The sequence below is a fragment of the Saccharopolyspora antiqui genome (assembly GCF_052246905.1).
Lineage (GTDB): Bacteria > Actinomycetota > Actinomycetes > Mycobacteriales > Pseudonocardiaceae > Saccharopolyspora.
On sequence record NZ_JBQQBO010000024.1, the window covers coordinates 36686 to 58197 of the forward strand.

Consider the following 21512-nt stretch of genomic DNA (forward strand, 5'->3'; position numbering starts at 1 on the left):
TTGAGCTTCTTTGACGCGGCGCCAGCCGCTTGGCCCGCACCGCAACGCAAGACTAGGTCGAAGGCGGCAAATCAGCGGTGGGTTGGGAACTCGATGATTTGTTGGTAGGTGGGGCGGTTCTGCCAGCTGATCTTGTGCTGGGCGATGCCGCCGATCTTGGTCTGCAAGATGGCGTCCGCGCACCACTGGTCGCCTGCCGCGCAGTCGGCGTCGCCGGGGTAGGTCTGCTCCGCCGGGGTCTGCGCCGCCGATCGCAGGGTGTCCAGCAGCATCTGCCGACAGGCGCCGGGATCGCCGCCGCCGCACAGCGGCTGTCCGAACCCGCCGGGCACCGGCTCGCCGAGCACCGCGCGGATGTCCTTGGACACCTGCCCGTACCAGCCGAATTGGAACGACGAGCCCTGGTGGCCCTGGCCGACGTGCAGGCCGGGCTCGCCGTTCTGCCAACCCGACGGCGACTCGTTGATCTGCATCATGTCGGTCAGCGCCTGGTACGCCGGGGCGCCCAGCACGGGTTCGAATTCGCCGCGCACCAGCAGCGGCCACCACGCGTCCAGCAGCTCGATGGCGTCGGCGTGCGCGTACCGCTGGCTGCCCGGTTCGGTCTCCACCCGCTTGCCGCCAGCTGCGAGCCACGCGCGGAGTTCGTCGACCAACGCCGCCGTCTGCGGATCGGCGATCGGCTGGCTGTCGATCAACCGGAACAGGTCGGGCAGCACGCGTTCGGCGCGCAGGTCGGTGACCCCCGCGTCGGCCATCGCCTGGGTCAGCGTGCCGCGGTTGAACTTGCCACCGGCGGCCAGGTGCTCGCCGACGCGGTGATCGAGCAGGTCGCCGCGCTGCACCGCGCTCTTCTCCGCCCGGTCGCCAGCGGTTCCGGGCGCCTGCTTGTTGTTCCAGCTGATGTAGTAGTCCTGGTTGATCGAGTTCGGATGTTCCCGCCACGGCGTGTAGGCGGCGGTGTTGTCAGCCGGGTTCCACCCCTGCCACTCGAACGCCGGGTCGGCGACGACCGGCATGCTCGGGTCGACCGTCGGCTTGCGCACCACGTTGGCCCCGGAGTTGAAGTAGGCCGTGTCGTTGGCGTCCGCGTAGAACCAGTTGAACGTGTAGTTGATGTCGTAGGCGGCGCGTTGGAAGTCCTGCGCCGAGGTGATCGCGCTCGGGTCGTTGAACTTCTGGAACCCGATGATCGAGTCGACCTCGTGCAGGAAGGTGGAGCGGGCGGTGGTGTACGCGACGGGCAACCCGGCGATGGTCGCCCGATGCGTCACCGGGCCGTAGCGGGTACGGAAGGACACCAGCCGGTAGGAGCCCTGCGGGGTGTCGTCGCCGAGGTTCGGCTGCCAGGCGTTGTCGCGTTCCACCGTCTGCATCGGCAGGCATTCGCCGCGGAAGCGGTAGGAGTTCGAGTCCTTCGTCGCCGGGCGACCGTCGGGTTCGCAAAGCTCGACGGCGTAGGTGTCGATCATGTCCTGCGACGCGGTGGTGGCGCTCCAGGCGTAGTCCTGGCCGCGGCCGAGCAAGGTGTAGAAGCTCAGCCCGGCGAAGGAGGCGCCCTTCGACGAGATGCCCGGCCCCTGGAGTTCCTGCAGGGTCAGCAGTTGCGGTGAGAAGTAGCCGGTCTGCGGCCCGAAAACGGCTACCGGGTGGCCGCTTTCGGTGTGCGCCCCGGATACCACGAGCGCATTGGACATGCCGCGCGGTTGTCCCATGTCGGCTGGCACCACGCCGTCGTCGAAGATGCCGCGCAGGCCCTCCACCGGATCGTCGGTCGTCGGCGGCGGATTGCCCGATTCAGCCTGGGTGTCCGGTTCCGCTGGTTCCGCTGCCGAACCCGTCGGGTCGAACACCAGTTGTTGCGGGGCAACGGATCCGGGATCCGGCAGCGCGGCGCCTTGCGGGTCCTCCGGCGCACCGCCGTAGGGAAACGACTGTCCATCGTGGATGGTGCTGATGGCCTCGGGGTCGTTCTCGGCGCGGAACGCGGACCAGATCTGCTCGCCGCGCTCCGGGCCGAACCGCTCGTGCAGCGACATCCGCGCAACCGCGTTCTGCACCTCGTTGCCGCCACCACCGCCGAACTGGGCGCCGACCAGCGACGCGAGCACCACCAGGTCGGTGAGCTCGAACGGCTCGATCCGCCCCTCGTTGGTGATCGGGTCGATGTGCCCGGTGGCGACGTACTCACCGGGGAAGTAGCGGCCGCGGTGCGATTCCTCGATGTAGCTGTTGATCCCGTCCACGTAGGACTTCGCGTCGTCCAGCGCCTGCCGCCCGCGCTCGCCCCATTGGGCGGCCGCGTCGATCTGCTGCCGCAACTCCTGCTCGGTGTACGGGGCGGCGGCGAAGAACCGCTGCTCCAGCTCGCGGTTGGCCGGTGCGCCACCGGCGAACGGGGTCACCTCACCGCGCCCGGCCCGGCGCATCGCGTCCATCAGGAACAGCTTGTCCTCGGCTGTCGCGTAGCCCGCGCCGAAGGTGGTGCCGGACCGCGTGGTGCCGTAGATGTGCGGAACTCCGGCGGTCTTGTCCCGGACGATGGTGACGTCCTCGCGAGGCTGGTAGGTCCGTTCGACGTCGTCGGGCCGCACGCCGAAGGAGTTGTCGTTGAAGAACTCCTCGATGGTCGCGGTGGTCAGTTCCGAGTAGCCCCCGGCGAGTCCGGCGTACTTGGCGAGTTGGTCGTCGGAGTGCGGCGGCCGGGTGCCCACCAGCATGTGCGCGACGAGGTCGGCGAAGGTGGCGTTGCCGTTCTGGCCGGGCGGCAGGATGTGGTGGCACTGCTGGCCGCAGTAGTCCGGGGCGGGTTCGGGGACTACCGCGGCGGCGGAGGCCGGTGCGATCAACAGCGAACCGACTGTTGCCGCGGCGCTCAGCGCGGCCGTGGTGCGCGAACGTCGCGGCATGCCAGGTCCTCTCGATCGGTTGTCACCGATCCTGGACGCTAACTACTCAACAGTAAGAATGAAAGACGCTCACATTTGGATTGCGCCGTACAGTCCAACGCGAAAACCCGAAGGAACCAGGGAAAACCGCCCGCGATTACCGCATCAGCTGTGTCGGGCCGTAGAAACCCGTGGACAACTCCCACTGTTTTCAACTAAGAGCTCGCGCGGATTGGGCGGGACCGCAGGTGGTCGTCAGGCAAGCGGCGTCAGCCGCTTCCCGCCACCCTCGCAGCTGGCACCGCCGCGGGTTCTCAGGCAGTGCCATGCGGGGACACCCCGCACCCCGAGTTATCTCGCGAGGACAGCCACGACCTGGTGTATCGGACATACACAAGTCAGGGATCCCGGAGACGAGAAGACCTCTGAGAGCCTGTCTTCGAACTCGTCCTGCTTCGCGGTGCGAGTGGCAGACCTGGCGATTTCGCGCGAAATCGCCACCCGCCCCGCAGGGGAGACGGCGATTTCGCGCGAAATCGCCCACCTCACCCGAGGCGGACTGCCCGACACGACCACTTCAAAGACAGGCACTGAGGTTCCGCTACCCGCACCGCGAGAGCAAACCAACCCGCGCACTCCCTAAATCGATGCCGAGTCAGGAGGCTTTGGCGGTGGAGAGCTCGCCCCGCTTCCACTTCGCGTTCTCCAACTCCAGCGCCCTCCACAGCAGATTCAACGGATGTTCCGCGTAGTAGCTCTGCCGTTCGCCGCGCCGCGTGAATGCGCCGACCAGCACGTGCATCCGCGGGCCGATGTCGTTGACCAGCTCGACGGTGCGCAGCCCCCTGCCCTCTGGCAGCCGCCCGTCCCCGGCGGCCTCACCCACGCCTTGGGTGACGATCATGCAGCCGTGCAGCAGTTCCGAGCGCAGCAGGTCGAATCCGTAGCGCACGTCGTCGATTTCGGCGGCGATGTCGAGCTTCTCCCGGAAGTCGGTGCCGAACCAGCCGTGCAGGAATCCCGAGATCAAACCGCTGGCCGGGATCACCAGCGGCACCGAACGCAGATCGCTGACCCCGATCACCCGGTTCGGCAACTGTTCGGCGGTCAGGTTCGTGACCAGGCTCAACCCGCTGCGCCGCCACTCCATCACGTCAAAGTCCGCCAGCGCTTCCTGGTCGTCGTCGGAGATCAGCACGCTGCCGCAGACCAGGTCGGCTTGTTTCGTGCGCAACGCCGCCAGCAGTTCACGGGTCCGCAAGTGCGTAACGCGCAGTTCGATCCCGCGTTCGTGGAATTCGTCGGCAACGTGCTCTCCGGCCGCAACCAGGAAACCGAGAGTGAAGCGAGTGGTGCCGACAGTAACCATTTCTCCGCGCAGTCGTCGCGATTCGTGCACCCCGTCGAGCCAGTCCTGCAAGGTGTCGCGCGCGATCTCCACGAAGGCGTTCCCGGAAGCGGTGAACAACACATGCTTTCCGCGTCCCTGTTTGATGACCAGCGGTTCCCCGCAGAGCTGCTTGAAGTTGCGGTTCAACGTGTCCAACTGCTTCTGCACGCTGGACTGTTCGCGTCCCAGCAAGCGCGCCGCAGCAAGCGCGGTTCCTGCTTCATGCACCAGAATCAGCGTTCGTAGCTGGTCCATTGTGGTATCCAGCAGCGCGGCCGGCGACTGGAGCAATCGACTTCGCAAGTCCGTCGCGGGCAGACTGGTGGTTCCGGCTAACGGCACGGCATGCTTCCCTCTCTTCCGTTTTCGGATCGGAGTGTAGTGCGCCGAACTGATCCGCGTGCCAGAACTAATAATCTCCGGAATTTTTCCGCGAAGCGCTGGAAACCGGTGCAGCGCGGTGTAATGATCTGCCTCGCCCCAACGGCGGTCCTTCATCGACCGCCCGGCTCGGTTCGCACCCAGCCGGTGACATCGGGGCATTTCGCACGGACGCGGGCCTGCGGTGGCGTGAGCACCGCAGCCTGCACGGAAAGGATTCGCGAAGCACCATGCGCACCACCATCGTTGCGCTCCACGGGAGCGCGACGTCGGCTGAGGGCTGTTCGGACAGCGCGGGGGTCCGCGCTGCAGATGGCCGTGTCGAGCAACAGCAGCGGCGCGCGGTGGCCAGCACGGCTACCGGCTGCCTCGACCTGTTCTCCACCTGGGAACAGCCCGCTGCCGCTGGGAAGTGCTGCGGCGAAAGTCACCCCGGCCGACCAGGCCGACGGCATCACGACCACAGGTCGAGGTGACGGCCGCGTTCGCGGACCCCGACTCAAATCCCCCCTTTCATTGAATCTTGGCAAGGAGAAACAAGCCGTGACGCAATCCCCGACCGCTCCCCCGATGAGCGGCACCCCCAAATCCGCGCTCAAGCGCCCCGCCACCCTGATGGCGCTGCTGGTGATCGCCGGGATCTCCGCGCTCTCCGGCCTGATCGGCGCGATCTATGCCCTAGCTGGCGGCCGCGGGCTCGCCGAGAGCTACGCGACGGCCGTCATCAACAGCAACCCCGAAGAACTCGGGGTCGACGAACTCCTCGCGGTCACCGGCGGCTCGGGCACCGATGACGTGATCGCCACGCTCAAGGAGTTCGACATGTGGGACACGCTGATCTCGACGGCGCACGCGGAGCTCATCCTCAAGTCGATCCTGCTGCTGGTCTTCATCGTGCCGGTGCTGCTGTTCACGCTGTTGGCCATCAACGGCGCGACCTGGGCCCGCGTGCTGATCACCATCTTCGCGGTGTTCTCGCTGATCGGGCACCTGGTCGCGGCCACCAGCGGCCCGGGGCTGGCGATGCTGCAGATCATGGGCTTCGTCGGCTTGGCGACGGCGATCATCTCCATCGTGCTGTGCTGGCTGCCAGCGAACGGCCGTTACGCGAAGGCCCGCAAGCTGGCTGTCTGAGCCACCAGAGGCAGCGTCGTGTTTGGGGGTCGACGCTGGAAATCGCGGTGCGCCTTCGCAATGGCGCGGGGCTCACCGCGACATTTCTTCACCAACACGGGAGCGGCCCGGCACCGAGAACTTCGGTGCCGGGCCGTTCTGCTTGTTGATCGGGCACATTTGTTGAATCGGGCACGGTCGTGGATCAGGACCAGTCGGTCAGGCCGACTTGAGCTGCTGGCGCTGGCGGCCGAGACCGTCGATCTCCATCTCCACCACGTCACCGGCCGCCAGGTACGGGAACCGCCCGGACATCGCGACGCCCTCCGGAGTTCCGGTGTTGACCAGGTCGCCCGGCTCCATCACCAGGTACTGCGAGAGATCCCGGATGATCTCCGCCACACCGAAGATCATGTCCGCGGTGTTGGAGTCCTGCCGCGATTCGCCGTTGACCCAGGACCGCAGCCGCAACGCCTGCGGATCGGCGACCTCGTCGGCCGGAACCAGCCACGGGCCGACCGGGTTGAACGTCTCGCAGCACTTGCCCTTGGACCACTGCCCGCCGGACTGCTCCTTCTGGAAGGCCCGCTCGGACACGTCGTTGGACACCACGAACCCGGCGATGCACTCCAGCGCTTGTTCGGCGCTTTCCAGGTAGCGGGCCCGGCGCCCGATCACCACACCCAACTCCACCTCCCAGTCGGTCTGCTCGGCGCCGCGCGGGATCAGCACCTCGTCGTAGGGTCCGACGACCGTGTTCGGGTGCTTGAAGAACAGGATCGGCACCTCCGGCGGAGCCGAACCGGACTCGGCGGCGTGCGCGACGTAGTTCTGGCCGATGCACAGCACCGCCATCGGCCGGGCGATCGGCGCGCCGACCCGCAGGCCGGTGCCGTCACCTGGGTCGTCGACCGCGGGGAGCTCACCGGCGGCCAGCGCGGCGCGGGCCCGCTGGATGCCATCGCCGCTGAGGAACTCGGCGTCGATGTCGCCCGTGATCGGGCTCAGATCGAACACCCGGCCCTGGTCGTCCGCGACGTGCGGCCGCTCCGCCCCGAACGGACCCAACCTGAGAAACTTCATCTCACTCCTTAACCTGTGCGCGGCACATCTCGCTCGGCGGTGCGGGTACCGGAACATCGGCACTGCCGCCGCACCACCGGCTGGTACGGGCCGGGTGAGGTGCGACACACCCCTGGACCAGCACGATTCAGCTTCCCCAAGACCTTCTATCGGAACCGGTGGTGAAGGCAAGGCCTCATGGGTTCGCGGGTACGACGAGGATCTTGCTGGCCTGCGCGGTTCCGGCGGCCAGGTCGCGGAACGCCCCGGGCGCGCCGGACCAGCCGACCCGGCTGTTGATGAGCTGATCCAGCTGCGCCCCGGCCTCGGCGATCCAGGCCGCGGTGCTGGCGAAATCCTCGCGGTTGTAGCAGAAAGCGCCGATCAGCTCACGTTCCGAAGTGCTGATCTCGTAGGCGGGCAGCGTCACGCTGGGTTCGCTCATGCCGACCAGCACGATGCGGGCGGCGCGGGCGGCCACCTCCAGCGCAACCGCGAGGGTGGCCGTGGCGCCGACCGCGTCGAGCACCAGGGTCGGTTTGCCGCCGAGCAGCCGCTCCGCCTCGGTGCCGACCGTGCTCGGGGTGACCAGTCGGGCGCCCAGGGCCGCGACCAGCGCGGCCCGCTGCGGGTCGGGCTCGCTGACCACGATCCGCTGGGCGCCCAGCCGCCTGGCGGCGAGCACGCACGCCTGACCGATCGGCCCACCGCCGAGCACCAGCACCGCGTCCGCACCGCTGCACCGGCCGCGCCGGGCGGCGTGGAAGCCGACCGCGAGCGGCTCGACGAGGGCGCCGTGCTCCTCGGGAACTCCGGCGGGCAGCGGGACCACGTTGCGGGTCGGCACGACCATGAGATCCGCGAAGGCGGAGCTGATCGTCGGATCCACTCCGATCACCCGGCGCTGCGGGCAGGCCTGCTCCTCACCTGCCGCGCAGGTCGGGCAGTGCCCGCAGCCGATGACCGGGTTCACCGTCACGACGTCGCCGACCGATGTCCCGGCTGATGGCTCGCCGCCGCGCACCCGCGCGACCGTCTCGTGGCCCATCACCTGGTTCGGGTGCCGCCGCCCGTTCTCGCCGGTGAACCCGTGCACGTCGGAGCCGCAGATCCCGGTCGCGATGATCTCCAGCAGCACTTCGCCCGGACCGGGTGCCGGGTCCGGGCGCTGCTCGACGGCGATCGATCCCGGACCGTGGAACACCAGAGCGCGCATCGGATCCCCTCATGCCAACCAGATCAACTTCACATGTATGAACAAAGTTCAATCTCATGAAAATTTGAGCAGGTCATTCCGGCACCCGTCAAGTGCGCTCAGCCGCGCGAGGCACGCGTCTCACCACGCCGTGACCCACCGCGCCAGCTTCGTCACGTCCAGTTCCCCGAACCCGAACCAGCGGCTAGCCTCTGCAAGGCAACCCAGAACCGGGAGGACCGCGATGGTCGATGCGCCGTCCAGCCGGATGCCCGCCATCTATCTCAGCCACGGCTTTCCAGCACTGGCCGACGATCCGGTGTGGCCGGGCCAGCTCGCCTGCTGGGCCCGCCAGCTACCCCAGCCGAAGGCGATCCTGATCGTCTCGGCGCACTGGGAACACGCCCCGCTGGCGATCGGCGCGACCACGAGCGTGCCGCTCATCCACGACTTCTGGGGTTTCCCCGATCGCTTCTACGCGGTCCAGTACACCGCGCCGGGCGCCCCGGACCTCGCCGCGCACGTCCGCGGCCTGCTGCAGAAACCGGACACCCCGGTGGAGGAGTTCCCGGAGCGCGGCCTCGACCGCGGCGCGTACGTGCCGCTGACGCAGATGTATCCCGACGCCGATGTGCCGGTGTTGCAGCTGTCCATGCCGAACATGCGGCCGGAGCACCTGATGCACATCGGTGCGGCGCTGCGGCCGTTGCGCGAGGAAGGCGTGCTCATCGTGGGCAGCGGCTTCTTCACCCACAACCTCGCCGCGCTGGTCGCCAAGACCACCCCGAGCTGGTCGATGGAGTTCGACGACTGGGGCAAGAAGGCGCTCGAAGCGCGCGACGTCGACGCCCTGCTCGATTTCGAGCACAAAGCCCCCGCCATCCGACTCGCCCACCCGCGCCCCGACCACTTCGTGCCGCTGTTCGTGACGCTGGGCGCGGCCGGAGCGGACCTCGACCAGCCGCACAGCGCCATCGACGGATTCTGGCGAGGCCTGGCCAAACGATCGGTCCAGTTCGGCTCGTGAGCAGTACCTTCGCTTCAAGAACAAGGACAAAACGCCCGGCGCGTCAGCGGCGGAGCTGCTGCTCCACTGATGCGACCACAGTGGACAGCGGTGCGCGGGTTTCGTCGGTCCAGTTCGGCCCGCAGCGCGGCGTCGGCGCCGAGACCGACATGGCGGCGACGACATCGCCGGAATGGTCGCGAATCGGCATCGCCACGCAGCGGCAGCCGATGATGTACTCCTCGTCATCGACGGCGTAGCCGCGCGCCCGGGTCTGCTCGATCTCGGCGAACAATTCGGACAACTCGCTCACGGTGTTCTCGGTGAAGCGCTCCAACGCCACATCGTGGTAGCGGCGGCCCAGCTCGTCGTCCGGCAGCCCGGCCAGCAGCGCCTTGCCCAACCCCACCGCGTGCGCGGGCAGCCGCATCCCCACCGCGGACACCAGCTTCATCGGCTGCGGCGACTCGGCGATCGCGATGTAGACGTTCTCGATGCCGTCCAGCCGGGACAGCTGCACCGTCTCACCGGTCTCCTGGGCGAGCCGCTCCATCAGCGGCAGCGCCAGGCCCACGATGTCGCGGTGCCCCGTGTAGCCCTGCCCGACCGTCCAGGCCTTCAACCCCAGGCCGTAGGTCCGGGTGGTCTGGTCGAACTCGACGAACCCGCGGTGCACCAGGGTGCCGAGCAGGCCGTGGACGCTGGACAGCGGTAGCCGCAGCGTCTCGGCGATGTCGCTGAGCCGATGCCGACCTCGGGAGAGCAACTCCAGGATCACCAGCGCGCGATCGGCGGATTTGACCACGCTCTGCCCGCTGCCCGCCTGTTCAGCGGTGGCCGGTTCCGCCTTCACGCCGAATTTCCTCCTGCTCCGCTGCCCGCCGCACTAGCCCCCGCACGGCCTACTGAACAGTACAGCGGGAGCGCCAGGTACGCGCAGCTCGTCCGCCCGAGCCGACCCAGCGCCGCGCCGTTTCCCCTTGCGGCGCCCCGCGAGTGCTCTTCACGCACCGCACTCACGACGGCTGACCAGCGCAGCCGACGCATCCTAGGCCGCGGACAACGCACTCGCGATGTCGATCGCCAGCGCGATGTTGTTCCGGTAGACCGCGATGTTGACCGCCAGGCTCCGCCCGCCGGTGGCGGTTCGGATGCGGTCGAGCAGGAACGGCGTGATCTCGTGACCGCTGACGCCCTGCTGCGCGGCCAACCGCCACGCCTCGGCCAGCGCCCGGTCGTGCAGTTCCGGATCCAACTGCTCGGCCGTCGGCACCGGGTTCGCCACCAGCACCGCCGCCGGAAGGCCCAACGCGTCCCGCGCGGTCACCACGTCCGCGACTTCCTCGGGCGCATCGGCGCGGTGCTCGATCGGATGGCCGGAATCGGCCACGTAGAACCCCGGGAAGCGCAGCGTCCGGTAGCCGAGCACCGGGATGTTCAGCGTCTCCAAGCGTTCCAGCGTGGCGGCAACATCCAAAATGGACTTCACCCCGGCGCTGACCACCACCAGCGGGGTGGCCGCCAGGGCCACCAGGTCGGCCGATTCGTCGAAGCTGGCCGCCGCGCCGTGGTGCACCCCACCGATCCCGCCGGTGGCGAACACCCGGATTCCCGCGCGGTGCGCCAGAAACGACGTCGCCGCGACGGTGGTGCCCGCGTTGATCCGCTTCGCCGCCGCGATCGGCAGGTCCCGCACGCTCGCCTTCGCCGCGCTGGGATCGCTGGCCAACCGGTCGAGCTGCGCCTCGCGGAGACCGACCACCGCGGTTCCGCCGACGACACCGATCGTCGCGGGCACCGCCCCGGCTTCCCGGATCTGCTGTTCCGCCGCCCGCGCGACCTCGCCGTTGTCCGGTCGCGGCAGACCGTGGGTGATGATCGTCGACTCCAGCGCCACGACCGGACGACCGTCGGAAACGGCCTGCCGGACCTCCTCGGAGACCACCGGCAGCGACATCGCACCTCCACCAAAATCCACCGGGTCCGCGCGCGGCGAAGGTGTGAGCATATAGGGATGGAGCAGTCCGGTACACCGTTTCGGCTGGTCGCGCCCACGATCGAACTGCCAGCCATGGAGCGGCGCATCATCGACTGGTGGCGCACCCACGAGGTGTTCGAGCGCAGTCTCGCCCAGTCCGCCAGCGGTCCGCGCTGGGTGTTCTACGAAGGCCCGCCGACGGCGAACGGACTGCCCGGCACGCACCACGTCGAAGCACGGGCGTTCAAGGACGTCTTCCCCCGGTTCAAGACGATGAAGGGCTGCTCCGTGCCGCGCCGGGCCGGTTGGGACTGCCACGGTCTGCCGGTGGAACTCGCGGTCGAGCAGGAGTTGGGGCTCAACGGAAGGCCGGACATCGAGCGGTTCGGCGTCGCCGAGTTCAACGCGCGCTGCCGGGAGTCGGTGCAGCGCTACGTCGGCGCGTTCGAGGCGGTGACGAGGCGGATGGGTTACTGGATCGACCTGTCCGAGGCCTACTGGACGATGTCGTCGGACTACATCGACAGCGTCTGGTGGGCGCTGAAGCAGATCTTCGCCGCCGGTCTGCTGGTCGAGGACTACCGGGTGGCCCCGTACTGCCCGCGGGACGGGACCACGTTGTCCGACCACGAGGTGGCGCAGGGCTACGAGAACGTGCACGACCCGTCGGCCTACGTGCGGTTCCCGGTCGACGGCCCGGTCGCCGGGCACCGATGCGTCGACCTGCTGATCTGGACGACCACCCCGTGGACGCTGGTGTCCAACACCGCGGTCGCGGTGCACCCGGCCGTCGACTACTCCGTGGTGCGGACCGTGCGCGGCACCTTCGTGGTGGCCGCACCGCTGGTCGACGCGGTGCTGGGTACGGACGGCGAAGTGCTGGCGACGCTGCCGGGCACCGAGTTGGCCGGGTTGCGCTACCGACGGCCGTTCGACCTGGTCGACATCCCGAACGCGCATCGCGTGGTGCTCGCCGAGTACGTGTCCACCTCGGACGGCACCGGATTGGTGCACCAGGCACCCGCTTTCGGCGCCGACGACCTGGCGGTCGGCCGGGACAACGAGCTGCCCGTGGTGAACCCGATCGGCCGGGACGGCCGGTTCTTCGACGACGTACCGCTGGTCGGCGGCATGTTCTTCAAGGACGCCGACGAGGTGCTGATCGCCGACCTCCAGCACCGCGATCTGCTGTTGCGGTACAGCACGTTCGAGCACCCGTACCCGCACTGCTGGCGCTGCCACACGCCGCTGATGCACTACGCGCAGCTGTCCTGGTACATCCGGACCACCTCGGTTCGCCAAGCGCTGCAACGGGAGAACGAGCGCACGAACTGGTACCCGGAACACGTCAAGCACGGCCGTTACGGGGATTGGCTGGACAACAACGTCGACTGGGCGCTGTCGCGAACCCGGTACTGGGGCACACCGCTGCCGCTGTGGCGCTGCGCCGAGGGCCACCTCACCGCGATCGGATCACGCGCCGAACTGGGCGAGTTGACCGGCCGGGACAGCACCGATCTCGACCCGCACCGGCCCTACCTCGACGAGATCGAGTTCCCCTGCCCGACCTGCGGGCGCACCGCCACGCGGGTGCCCGAGGTCATCGACGCGTGGTTCGACTCGGGCTCGATGCCCTTCGCGCAGCTCGGCTATCCGCACGCTCCCGGCAGCGTCGCGGAGTTGGCGAAGAGCTATCCGGCGCGGTACATCTGCGAAGCGATCGACCAGACGCGCGGCTGGTTCTACACCCTGATGGCGGTCGGAACGGTGCTGTTCGACCGCTCCGCGTACGAGAACGTCGTGTGCCTGGGGCACATCGTGGCCGAGGACGGCCGCAAGATGAGCAAGCACCTCGGCAACGTGCTGGAGCCGTTGCCGCTGATGGAGTCGCACGGCGCCGACGCCCTGCGGTGGTTCATGCTGTGCACGGGTTCGCCCTGGTCGGATCGGCGGGTGGGGCACGGGCCGCTGCGGGAGATCGTCCGCAAGGTGCTCATGACGTACTGGAACACCGCGTCGTTCTTCAGCCGCTACGCCGCACTCGTCGACTGGATCCCGTCGGATGCGGATCCGCCCGCCCAGCGCCCGTTTCTGGACCGCTGGGTGCTCGCGAAGGTCAACCGGCTCGCCGAACAGGTGGACGCGCGGATGGAGGATTACGACACCGCGGGGGCCGGACGAGCACTCACCGAGTTCGTCGACGACCTGTCGAACTGGTACGTCCGCCGCTCGCGGCAGCGCTTCTGGGACGGCGACCGCAACGCGCTGTGCACGCTGTACGAGTGCCTCGACGTGCTCACCAGGCTGCTCGCGCCGTTCGTGCCGTTCATCACCGAGCAGGTGTGGCAGGACGTCATCCGGCCCGGCGCACCGGATTCGCCCGAATCAGTGCACCTGGCCACCTGGCCGGACCCGGACCTCGGACTCGTCGACAGCACTCTGCTGTCCCAAGTGGACACCGAACGACAGCTCGCCGAGGCCGGTCGGGCGGCGCGCAAGAGCAGCGGCATCAAGGTCCGGCAGCCGCTCGGCCGCGTACTGGTCAGCGCCGCGCTACCGGCGGAGCTGCTCACCGACCTCGCCGATGAGCTCAACGTCCGCCGCATCGACCCGCTCGGCAGCGCCGCCGCCGAGGGGGCCGAAGTGCTGGACGTGTCGGTGAAGCCGAACTTCCGGTCCTTGGGCAAGCGATTCGGCAACCGCACCCAGCAGGCCGCGGCGGCCGTCAGCGCAGCGGATCCCGCCGCACTGGCGCGGGAACTGCGCTCGACCGGGCGCGCCGCAATCGATTTGGACGGGCAGCCGGAGCAGGTCACCGCCGAGGACGTGACCATCAGCGAAGTGCCCCGCACCGGCTGGGTGGTGGAATCGCAGCGCGACGTGACCATCGCGCTGGACACCACGATCACCCCGGAGCTCAAGCGGGCTGGGCTGGCTCGCGAGGCCATCCGCTTCGTGCAGGACGGCCGCAAGCAGGCCGGGCTGGACGTGGTGGACCGGATCGTGCTGCGCTGGCAGGCGGGTGGCGAGCTGCGCGAGGCGCTGCGCGCGCACGCCGCTGAGATCGCCGCCGCCGTGCTGGCCGTCGACATCGCCGAATCCACCGCGCCCGCAGCGGATTTCACCGAACACGTCGATCCGGACCTGGGCCTGGCGGTGTGGTTGCGCAAGAGCGGCGGGAAGTGAGCAGGCCGCGGGCGGCGATGCCACCCACGGCCTGCGGTGCTGCGCAAAACGAGTTCGCGGCGGAAAAAGTCAGCCGATCTGTGCGGTCAGGTCGTCGTAGTACGAACCGACGCGGGCGTAAACGCCGGGCTTGCCGGGCCGCGCGCAACCCTCGCCCCAGGACGTGACGCCGATCAGCTTGTTGTTCACGACCATCGGGCCGCCCGAGTCACCCTGGCAGGTGTCCACGCCGCCCTCCGGCAGTCCGGCGCACACCATCGCGTCCGGGTTGTACTCCGCGTACGCACCCTGGCAGGTCTCGTCGGAGCTCACCGGCACGGCGGCGCGCTGCAGGTGGTCCGACTGCTGGCCGCCCTCGGAGGTGTTGCCCCAGCCGAGGATGGTCGCCTCGGTGTCCGGTGCGTAGCCCGGGTCGTCGGCGGTGGCCAGCTCGATCGGCGTCTCCTGGACCGGTGCCTCCAAGGTGAGCACCGAGACGTCGAATCCTTGGGTGGCGTCGGTGTATTCGGGGTGCACCCAGATGTCGGTCACCGGCGAGACGGTGCCGTCCTGCGAGCTCATCTCGGTGCGACCGCTTACCACGTTGATGTCGCCGGGCTGCGAGCCGACGGTGCAGTGCGCGGCGGTGACGACCTTTGTCGGGGCCACCAGCGAACCGCCGCAGAACTGCTGCCCATCCGGGGTGACCAGCGCGACGGTGAACGGGTGGTCCGCGATGTCGGCGTCTTCTCCGCCGATGATCTTCGGGGTGACGTCCGTTGGCTGCGCGTGCGCAACGGATGCCGTGGTCAGGGCGGCGACGGCGATCGCGGCGACTCCGGCGAGCCGGGCCAGGCGATGTGGGGCATCGACCATCGTGCTTCTCCTTGTCGTCCAAGGGTCGTTGCACGTCGAGCCCGGCGGCCTGCCTTCCCCCGAGCGGTTACGCACAGCGACGAACTTGATCGCACGATATAGGCGCCCGCACCTGGCGGGAAAGCACCTGAATTTGCCGTTTTAACCAGTACGACAAGCACTTTCCGTAGATCGGAAGTCGGACATGATCGGCATCGGGAGCGCGCCCGCCAGCGCCGTACTGCGGCTTCCCTTGCACCGCAAGCGAAATCCGCCGGTGCCGACGCCGCGATCAGGACGATCTCGACGCCACGCATCGGACAATCCGAGATCGCCCTGCTCCGCCGATGCCGAAAACGACCGCACAGCTGGGAAACCTCGGAAGTGTCCCCGGCGCACCCCGATTGCACCGGGGACACCTCCAACCGCGGCCGGACCCCTCCGACCGGTGTTCGCCATCGATCCCCGAACCGACGGCAGGCACGCTCCAAGGCCCCGACCGCCCTGTGCTGAACGTGCCGTGTCTGGTGTACCTAATCTTCGGTGGAATATTCCAGAGCCAATCGGCGGAGATCCGCACTTTGATCATTCAACCTGTCGGCCTAACGCCGCCGAATCGCCGTTGCTTCGCTGGTCAGCTGGGTTATTTGGGCACCAGTCCGGCGTCGTAGGCGAGCAGTCCGGCCTGCAGCCGGTTCTCGCAGGACAGCTTGACCAGCATCCGCGACACGTAGCCCTTCACCGTCGCCTCGGACAGGTAGAGGCGAGCGGCGATCTGCGCGTTCGACATCCCCTGCCCGAGGCAGGTCAGCACCTCGATCTCGCGGTCGGTGAGGTCCCGCACCAGTTCCACCGCGCGCTGCCGGGTGCTCTGCTCGTCGGTGGACGCCGCCAGCAACCGCTTCTTCGCCTCCTGGGACAACACCGTGTGCCCGTCGGCGGCGACCCGCACCAGGCCGATCAGATCCTCCGGCGGCGTCGACTTGACCAGGAAACCGGCCGCCCCGGCCCGCAACGCCCGCAGCACGTACTTGTCGGCGTCGAAGGTGGTCAGCGCGACCACGGCGGGCGGATCGGGCAGCTTGCAGATCCGCTCGATCCCGGTCAGCCCGTCCACCCCCGGCATCCGCAGGTCCATCAGCACCACGTGCGGCCGGTGCCGCACCACGCACTCGACCGCCGCCGCGCCGTCCTGCGCGTCGTCGACCACTTCGATGTCGTCGGCCGAGCCGAGGATGGTGCGCAGGTGCGCGCAGACCATCGGCTCGTCGTCCACGACGACGACCCGGATGGCGTCACTCATCGACGATCGCCTCCCCCGTTGGCACGTACGCAGGAAGTATCACATCGACCTCGAATCCGCCGTCGGCACCGACCCCGGCGTGGAACGTGCCGCCGACCAGCTCAACCCGCTGTTGCAGCCCCAGCAAGCCCGACCCCGATCCGCTGCCCGCCAGATCCGCGGCGGCCCCGACCGGCGGCTCGGAGTTGCGGATGACCAGCCGCATCCGGTCGTCGCTGTAGACCACGTGCACGGTCACCCGGGAACCGAAGGCGTGCTTGTGCACGTTGGTCAGCGCCTCCTGCACCACCCGGTAGGCCGTTCGCCCGACGGCGGACGAGACCATCGTCGGATCACCGTCCACAGTGAACTCCACCCGCACCCCGACCGCCTCGGACTGCCCGATCAGCTCGGTCAGATCCGGAACGTCGGTCGGCGGGGTCACTTCCGGGACGTTGTCCGCTTCCGCCGAGCCGCGCCGCAGCACGCCGACGAGATCGCGCAGTTCTTCCAGCGCCTGGCAACCGCTGGTGCGCAGTTCCTCGGCGGCCTGCCGGATCTCCGGATCCTTGGCCGCCACGCCCAGCGCGCCCGCCTGCAGCACCATCAGGCTCACCCGGTGCGTGACGACGTCGTGCATCTCGGTGGCCAGCCGGGTCCGCTCGTCGGCCCGCGCCTGCTCGGCGAGCAACTCCTGCTCGTGTTCGGCTCGTTCGGCGCGCTCCCGCAACGCGCCCACCAGGCGGCGTCGCGCGCCGACGTACAGCCCGAGGATGGCGGGCAGGATGGTCCACACGATGGCGTTGACGATCCTGTCGCCGCCCGGCTGCTCCCACGGCCGGACCGCGATGAGGGACACGATGCTGACCAGGTCCCAGGCGAAGAACCGCCAGGTCCGGCCGCGGGTGTAAACGACCACCGCGTAGATCACCCACGGCGTCAGGCCCGGGATCCACGGGTCAACGGTCCGGTTGATCACCAACAGCGGGCCGGGCCCGAACTCGATCAGCAGCACCTGCGCGATAGACAGCACCGCGACCACCGACATCAGCATCACCGGGAAGCGCCGACGCGCCAGCAGGGCCACGTTCAGGCCGATCATCAGCACGTCGTTCACCCACTGCCCGCCGACCCAGGCGTACGCCCCCGGCGGGGTGTCCATGGGGAAGAGGACAACTAGTACGCGGCCCAGCAAGTGCAACCCGATCACGAGCACCACGTCGAACGCGGCCTCCCGCTTGGAGTCCCACAGCAGCCGCCACAGCGGGCGCTTCACGTGGCACACGCTAGTCACCCGGCCAGCGGAAACCGCCGAAAGCGACCGCTGGTCGGGTCAGACATAGACGAAAGTTGCAGCCGGTCCGACTGATCACGACTTTCGGTTGGCCCATCCACTACCAAGCGCAGTGTCGGCGAGATGATCAGCCGGGCTTGAATGGAGTTACCTTCCAACCGACACCTGGGGGAAACGATGAGCTCGGCTGTGCTCGACCCGCAGTCACCCACGCCGATCAGATCCGAACCGCCGCCGCTGTGGAAGTGGCCGGTGTTCACCATCGCCGGTCTCGTCGCGGTCGCGCACCTGGCGTTCACCCCGTTCGGTGGTTACTGGATCGACGAGGTGTACATGCTCGCCGCCGGGAAGTACCACCTGGACTGGGGGTACGTCGATCAGCCACCGCTGGTGCCGCTGATCGCCGCGGCGATGGGCTGGCTGGCGCCGGGATCGCTGCTCGCGCTGCGGGTGCCCGCGGTGCTCGCGACCGCCGCGGTGGTCGTGCTGACCGCGCTGCTGGCCCGCGAGTTCGGCGGCGACCGGCGGGCCCAGGTGCTGGCCGCCGGTGCCGGTGCGACCGGGTTGTGGACCGCGCTGGTCGGGCACTTCGTCACCCCGTACACCTTCGAACCGGTGTTGTGGCTGGGGCTGAGCTGGCTGCTGGTGCGCTGGGTGCGCCTGCGCGATCTGGGACGTCCCGACGATCGGCTGCTGCTGTGGTTCGGGGTGCTCCTCGGCATCACGATGCAGGCGAAGTTCCAGGTGGCGATCCTGTGCGTGGCGTTGCTGATCAGCGTGCTCGCGGTCGGGCCGCGCGACATCCTGCGCCGCCCGATGTTCTGGGGCGGGGTCGGTATCGCGGCGGTGCTCGCCCTGCCGACGCTGCTGTGGCAGGCGTTCAACGGCTGGCCGCAGCTGAAGATGGGCGCGGTGGTGGCCAGCGAGTCGCCGCTGCTCTCCGGCGGTCGCAGCGGCACGGCGATCAGCCTCGTGCTCTACGCCGGGGTCGTGGGTGCCACGCTGTTCCTGATCGGGTTGTGGCGGCTGATGCGCTCCCCGGAGCTGCGCTCGTACCGGTTCTTCGCGGTGACGACCGTGCTGCTGTACGGCCTGTTCGTCATCACCGCGGCGCGTCCCTACTACCTGATCGGCCTCTACGGCGTGGTGATGGCCGCCGGGATCGTGGGGTTGCAGCGCCGCCGGGAGTCCAGGCCGTCCCGCTGGGGGTGGACGGCGTGGCCGGTCTACGCGCTGTCGGCAGCGGCGGCGGGCTACCTGCTCTGGTTGTCCACAATGCTCACCCCGACCTTCGGGGTGCCGACGGCCGATTCGTTGGCCCGCGAAGCCTCAGCCGCCTACACCGCACTGCCATCCGAACAGCGAGCGCGCACCGCGGTCATCAGCGAGAGCTACATCCTGGCCGCGATGCTCGAAGTCGGTGGCGAGCAGCACGAACTGCCGAACGTCTACAGTCCGCACCGCGGCTACGGCTACTTCGCGCCACCGACCGAGCAGATCGACTCCGTGCTGTACGTCGGCTCGGATCCGGCGGACGGGCGACGGCTGTTCAGCGAAGTCCGCCAGGTGCAGACCGGTAGTGTCCCGATCTGGCTGTGCACCGGCAAGCAGGGCACCTGGACCTGGGCGCAGCTCTGGCCACAACTCCGGTACCTCTGAGAGCGCGTCTTTGCTCTTGTTCTCGTGATGTCGGGGTCGTGACGGCGTCTGTGGTTCCGCCACCCGCACCGCCACGCAAAAACGAGTTCGAGTAGAAAGCAGCCGTTCTCAAATCCAGTTCGACCACAGGCTTTCAGGCGCTGCAACAATGGCCTCAGCGAGGCGCAAGAAGGAGGGGCCGATCGTGGCCACCCAACCCAACACCGACTCGGCCGGGCTCCGGCTCCGGCCCCCGCGCAACCGCGTCGAACGCCGCGCGATCGGCTGGTGGACGACGCAGGCGCTGGTGCTCGTCCTGCCGCCGCTGATCGCGTTGGCGGTAACGGCGCTTTTCATCCCACCCGCGCGGTTCTGGCTGATCCTCGCGTTCGTCGTGGTCGCCGTCATCGGCGTGCCCTACACCCTGGTGATGCCGCAGTGGCGATACCGGGTGCACCGGTGGGAAACCACCGAGGACGCCGTCTACACGGCCGCCGGATGGCTGCGCCAGGAGTGGCGCATCGCGCCGATGTCGCGGATCCAGACCGTGGACACCGTGCGCGGCCCGTTGCAGCAGATGTTCAACCTCTCCAGCGTCACCGTCACCACGGCCTCCGCCGCCGGCCCGCTGACGATCGGCGGACTGGACCGGGAAGTCGCGGTGGCAGTGGTCGAACAGCTGACGGCCATCACCCAGGCAACTCCGGGGGACGCGACATGAGCACCGTCATCGACGGGCAGTGGCACCGCCTGGCCCCGAAGACCATTGCCGCCGTCGCCACCTTGGTGGTGGCACCGCTGGTGCCGACCGCGGCGGTCATGCTGATCTCCGGTGTGCCCGCGCTGGTCCTGGTCATCACCACGTTGAGCTGGGCGGCGGTCGGGCTGGTGATCGCCGGGGTGGCCGCGATCGACTGGTGGTTCACCTGGTACCGCATCACCGCGGAGCGCTTCGAGCTGCGCCGGGGCAACCTGACCCGCAGCCACCGCTGGATCCCGCGCGACCGGATCCGCAGCGTGGACCTCACCGCGGCACCGAGCCACCGCCTGTTCGGGGTCGCCACGGTGAAGGTCGGCACCGGCGGCCAGGCGGGCGACAGCAGCGAGCTCAAGCTCGACGCGATCGCCCGGCAGGACGCCGAATTCCTTCGCGAGGAACTGCTGTTCGGCGGTTCGTCCACTTCGGACACCACCGTCATGGCCACCGAGACCAGCGATGACGGCACGTTGGCCCGGCTCGATCCCAAGTGGTTCCGCTACTCCGTGCTGACCCTGTCGCTGGCGCTGATCGTCTGGGGCGCGATCGGCTCGGCCATCGGCTCGTTCTCCGAACTGCTGCAGGCCGTCGGCGTCTACGACGCGATCGCCGACCTGGTCGTGTCGACGTCGCTGTGGGTGGTCGTCGCGGCCGGGGTCGCCATCGTCCTGGCCGTCGGTGCGATCGGCTCGATCGCGATGTCCGTGGAGATGTGGTGGGGGTTCCAGCTGACCCGGGAACGGGGCGACACGCTGCGCGTGAAACGCGGCCTGCTCACCACCCGATCGGTGTCGCTGGAAGAACGCCGCCTGCGCGGCGTCGAAGTGGCCGAGCCGCTGCTGCTGCGCTGGGCCGGTGGTGCCCGGCTCAACGCCGTCGCCACCGGGCTGAAGCAGACGAAGGAAAACCACCAGCCGGACAACAAGACCCTGCTGCCGCCCGCACCCCGCGCGGAAGTGCAGCGGGTGGCGACAGCGGTGCTGAGCGAACCGCAGTCGCCCACGGCTGCCGCACTGCGCAAGCACCCGCGCGCCGCGTTGCGGCGACGGCTGACCTGGGGGCTCGTGTCGGCGTTGCCGGTCGTGGTCGCGGCCGTGGTGGTGGCGGCGATGGGCTGGGTGCCGCCCGCGCTGTCGATCGTCGTGGCGGTAGCGGCCGTCCTGATGGGCATCGGTTTCGCGGTGGACGCCTACCGCAACCTCGGCCACGAGATCACCGATCACTACCTGATCACCCGCTCCGGCACCGGAATTCGTCGCACTGTCGCACTGGAACGCGGTGCGATCATCGGTTGGCGGATCACCCGGACCATGTTCCAGCGACGTTCGAACCTGGTGAGCGTCGGCGCGACGACGGCCGCCGGGGGCAGCATCTACGAGGTGCACGACGTCAACACCGAAGTAGGCCTGGAACTGGCGGAAAAAGCAGTACCTGGACTGCTCGCACCGTTCCTGGAGCAACCGGCCACGCGGATTTCCGGGTAGCGAGGCGACATCTGAGATCTCTTT

General features: G+C 68.7%; 15 protein-coding genes. 6 read left to right on the forward strand and 9 right to left on the reverse strand.

The window, feature by feature from the left end:
• Positions 1 to 71 precede the first annotated feature (71 nt).
• Entirely contained in the window at positions 72 to 2909 is a 2838-nt protein-coding gene (locus ACTWQN_RS29790; RefSeq protein WP_443206925.1) for a penicillin acylase family protein, read from the reverse strand.
• 634 nt (positions 2910 to 3543) lie between these two features.
• Positions 3544 to 4776 carry a LysR family transcriptional regulator gene (locus tag ACTWQN_RS29795; RefSeq protein ID WP_443206926.1) on the reverse strand — a complete coding sequence of 411 codons (1233 nt, stop codon included), beginning with the start codon at positions 4774 to 4776 and terminating at the stop codon, positions 3544 to 3546.
• A 426-nt stretch (positions 4777 to 5202) separates the two neighbouring features.
• Here ACTWQN_RS29795 and ACTWQN_RS29800 point away from each other — a divergent pair, with 426 nt between their 5' ends.
• Entirely contained in the window at positions 5203 to 5793 is a 591-nt protein-coding gene (locus ACTWQN_RS29800; RefSeq protein WP_443206927.1) for a hypothetical protein, read from the forward strand.
• Between the two features lie 198 nt (positions 5794 to 5991).
• On the opposite strand, the gene ACTWQN_RS29805 is transcribed toward ACTWQN_RS29800, so the two are convergent.
• Positions 5992 to 6855: a fumarylacetoacetate hydrolase family protein gene (locus ACTWQN_RS29805; protein ID WP_443206928.1), complete on the reverse strand. Its 864-nt coding sequence runs from the start codon at positions 6853 to 6855 to the stop codon at positions 5992 to 5994.
• A 175-nt stretch (positions 6856 to 7030) separates the two neighbouring features.
• Positions 7031 to 8050: a zinc-dependent alcohol dehydrogenase gene (locus tag ACTWQN_RS29810; RefSeq protein WP_443206929.1), complete on the reverse strand. Its 1020-nt coding sequence runs from the start codon at positions 8048 to 8050 to the stop codon at positions 7031 to 7033.
• Between the two features lie 223 nt (positions 8051 to 8273).
• Between ACTWQN_RS29810 and ACTWQN_RS29815 the strand changes: the two genes are divergently transcribed.
• Positions 8274 to 9056 carry a dioxygenase family protein gene (locus tag ACTWQN_RS29815; RefSeq protein ID WP_443206930.1) on the forward strand — a complete coding sequence of 261 codons (783 nt, stop codon included), beginning with the start codon at positions 8274 to 8276 and terminating at the stop codon, positions 9054 to 9056.
• Positions 9057 to 9099: 43 nt separating this feature from the next.
• Here ACTWQN_RS29815 and ACTWQN_RS29820 read toward each other — a convergent pair whose 3' ends face one another.
• Together ACTWQN_RS29820 and ACTWQN_RS29825 are read right to left on the reverse strand one after the other, a co-directional pair.
• The gene (locus ACTWQN_RS29820; RefSeq protein WP_443206931.1) at positions 9100 to 9888 is read right to left on the reverse strand and encodes an IclR family transcriptional regulator; all 789 of its coding nucleotides are present in this window, start codon (positions 9886 to 9888) and stop codon (positions 9100 to 9102) included.
• A 195-nt stretch (positions 9889 to 10083) separates the two neighbouring features.
• Positions 10084 to 10992: a pseudouridine-5'-phosphate glycosidase gene (locus ACTWQN_RS29825; RefSeq protein WP_443206932.1), complete on the reverse strand. Its 909-nt coding sequence runs from the start codon at positions 10990 to 10992 to the stop codon at positions 10084 to 10086.
• Positions 10993 to 11049: 57 nt separating this feature from the next.
• Between ACTWQN_RS29825 and ileS the strand changes: the two genes are divergently transcribed.
• Positions 11050 to 14199 (forward strand): isoleucine--tRNA ligase, encoded by a 3150-nt coding sequence (gene ileS, locus ACTWQN_RS29830; protein WP_443206933.1) that lies wholly within the window; start codon positions 11050 to 11052, stop codon positions 14197 to 14199.
• Between the two features lie 69 nt (positions 14200 to 14268).
• Here ileS and ACTWQN_RS29835 read toward each other — a convergent pair whose 3' ends face one another.
• The 3 genes from ACTWQN_RS29835 to ACTWQN_RS29845 form a co-directional block, all read right to left on the reverse strand.
• Complete coding sequence (locus ACTWQN_RS29835) at positions 14269 to 15054, reverse strand: S1 family peptidase (RefSeq protein ID WP_443206934.1); 786 nt, start codon at positions 15052 to 15054, stop codon at positions 14269 to 14271.
• 622 nt (positions 15055 to 15676) lie between these two features.
• On the reverse strand, positions 15677 to 16336 hold the full coding sequence (locus tag ACTWQN_RS29840) for a response regulator transcription factor (RefSeq protein WP_443206935.1): 660 nt from the start codon (positions 16334 to 16336) through the stop codon (positions 15677 to 15679).
• Positions 16329 to 17591 carry a sensor histidine kinase gene (locus ACTWQN_RS29845; RefSeq protein WP_443206936.1) on the reverse strand — a complete coding sequence of 421 codons (1263 nt, stop codon included), beginning with the start codon at positions 17589 to 17591 and terminating at the stop codon, positions 16329 to 16331. Before ACTWQN_RS29845 ends, ACTWQN_RS29840 begins: the two co-directional genes overlap by 8 nt.
• 195 nt (positions 17592 to 17786) lie before the next feature.
• Between ACTWQN_RS29845 and ACTWQN_RS29850 the strand changes: the two genes are divergently transcribed.
• The 3 genes from ACTWQN_RS29850 (at position 17787) to ACTWQN_RS29860 (ending at position 21488) form a co-directional block, all read left to right on the forward strand.
• Positions 17787 to 19268, forward strand: coding sequence for an ArnT family glycosyltransferase (locus ACTWQN_RS29850; protein WP_443206937.1), 1482 nt, complete (start codon positions 17787 to 17789; stop codon positions 19266 to 19268).
• Positions 19269 to 19416: 148 nt separating this feature from the next.
• The gene (locus tag ACTWQN_RS29855; protein ID WP_443206938.1) at positions 19417 to 19968 is read left to right on the forward strand and encodes a PH domain-containing protein; all 552 of its coding nucleotides are present in this window, start codon (positions 19417 to 19419) and stop codon (positions 19966 to 19968) included.
• Complete coding sequence (locus tag ACTWQN_RS29860; protein WP_443206939.1) at positions 19965 to 21488, forward strand: PH domain-containing protein; 1524 nt, start codon at positions 19965 to 19967, stop codon at positions 21486 to 21488. The genes ACTWQN_RS29855 and ACTWQN_RS29860 overlap by 4 nt, the downstream gene beginning before the upstream one ends.
• Positions 21489 to 21512: the final 24 nt, after the last annotated feature.

Coding starts and splice junctions, on each gene's coding strand:
- ACTWQN_RS29825 (WP_443206932.1), bottom strand. CDS start 10,992: ATGTCGCTGCCGGTGGTCTCCGAGGAGGTCCGGCAGGCCGTTTCCGAC.
- ACTWQN_RS29835 (WP_443206934.1), bottom strand. CDS start 15,054: ATGGTCGATGCCCCACATCGCCTGGCCCGGCTCGCCGGAGTCGCCGCG.
- ACTWQN_RS29850 (WP_443206937.1), top strand. CDS start 17,787: ATGAGCTCGGCTGTGCTCGACCCGCAGTCACCCACGCCGATCAGATCC.
- ileS (WP_443206933.1), top strand. CDS start 11,050: ATGGAGCAGTCCGGTACACCGTTTCGGCTGGTCGCGCCCACGATCGAA.
- ACTWQN_RS29805 (WP_443206928.1), bottom strand. CDS start 6,855: ATGAAGTTTCTCAGGTTGGGTCCGTTCGGGGCGGAGCGGCCGCACGTC.
- ACTWQN_RS29840 (WP_443206935.1), bottom strand. CDS start 16,336: ATGAGTGACGCCATCCGGGTCGTCGTCGTGGACGACGAGCCGATGGTC.
- ACTWQN_RS29855 (WP_443206938.1), top strand. CDS start 19,417: ATGGCCTCAGCGAGGCGCAAGAAGGAGGGGCCGATCGTGGCCACCCAA.
- ACTWQN_RS29790 (WP_443206925.1), bottom strand. CDS start 2,909: ATGCCGCGACGTTCGCGCACCACGGCCGCGCTGAGCGCCGCGGCAACA.
- ACTWQN_RS29810 (WP_443206929.1), bottom strand. CDS start 8,050: ATGCGCGCTCTGGTGTTCCACGGTCCGGGATCGATCGCCGTCGAGCAG.
- ACTWQN_RS29860 (WP_443206939.1), top strand. CDS start 19,965: ATGAGCACCGTCATCGACGGGCAGTGGCACCGCCTGGCCCCGAAGACC.
- ACTWQN_RS29795 (WP_443206926.1), bottom strand. CDS start 4,776: ATGAAGGACCGCCGTTGGGGCGAGGCAGATCATTACACCGCGCTGCAC.
- ACTWQN_RS29815 (WP_443206930.1), top strand. CDS start 8,274: ATGGTCGATGCGCCGTCCAGCCGGATGCCCGCCATCTATCTCAGCCAC.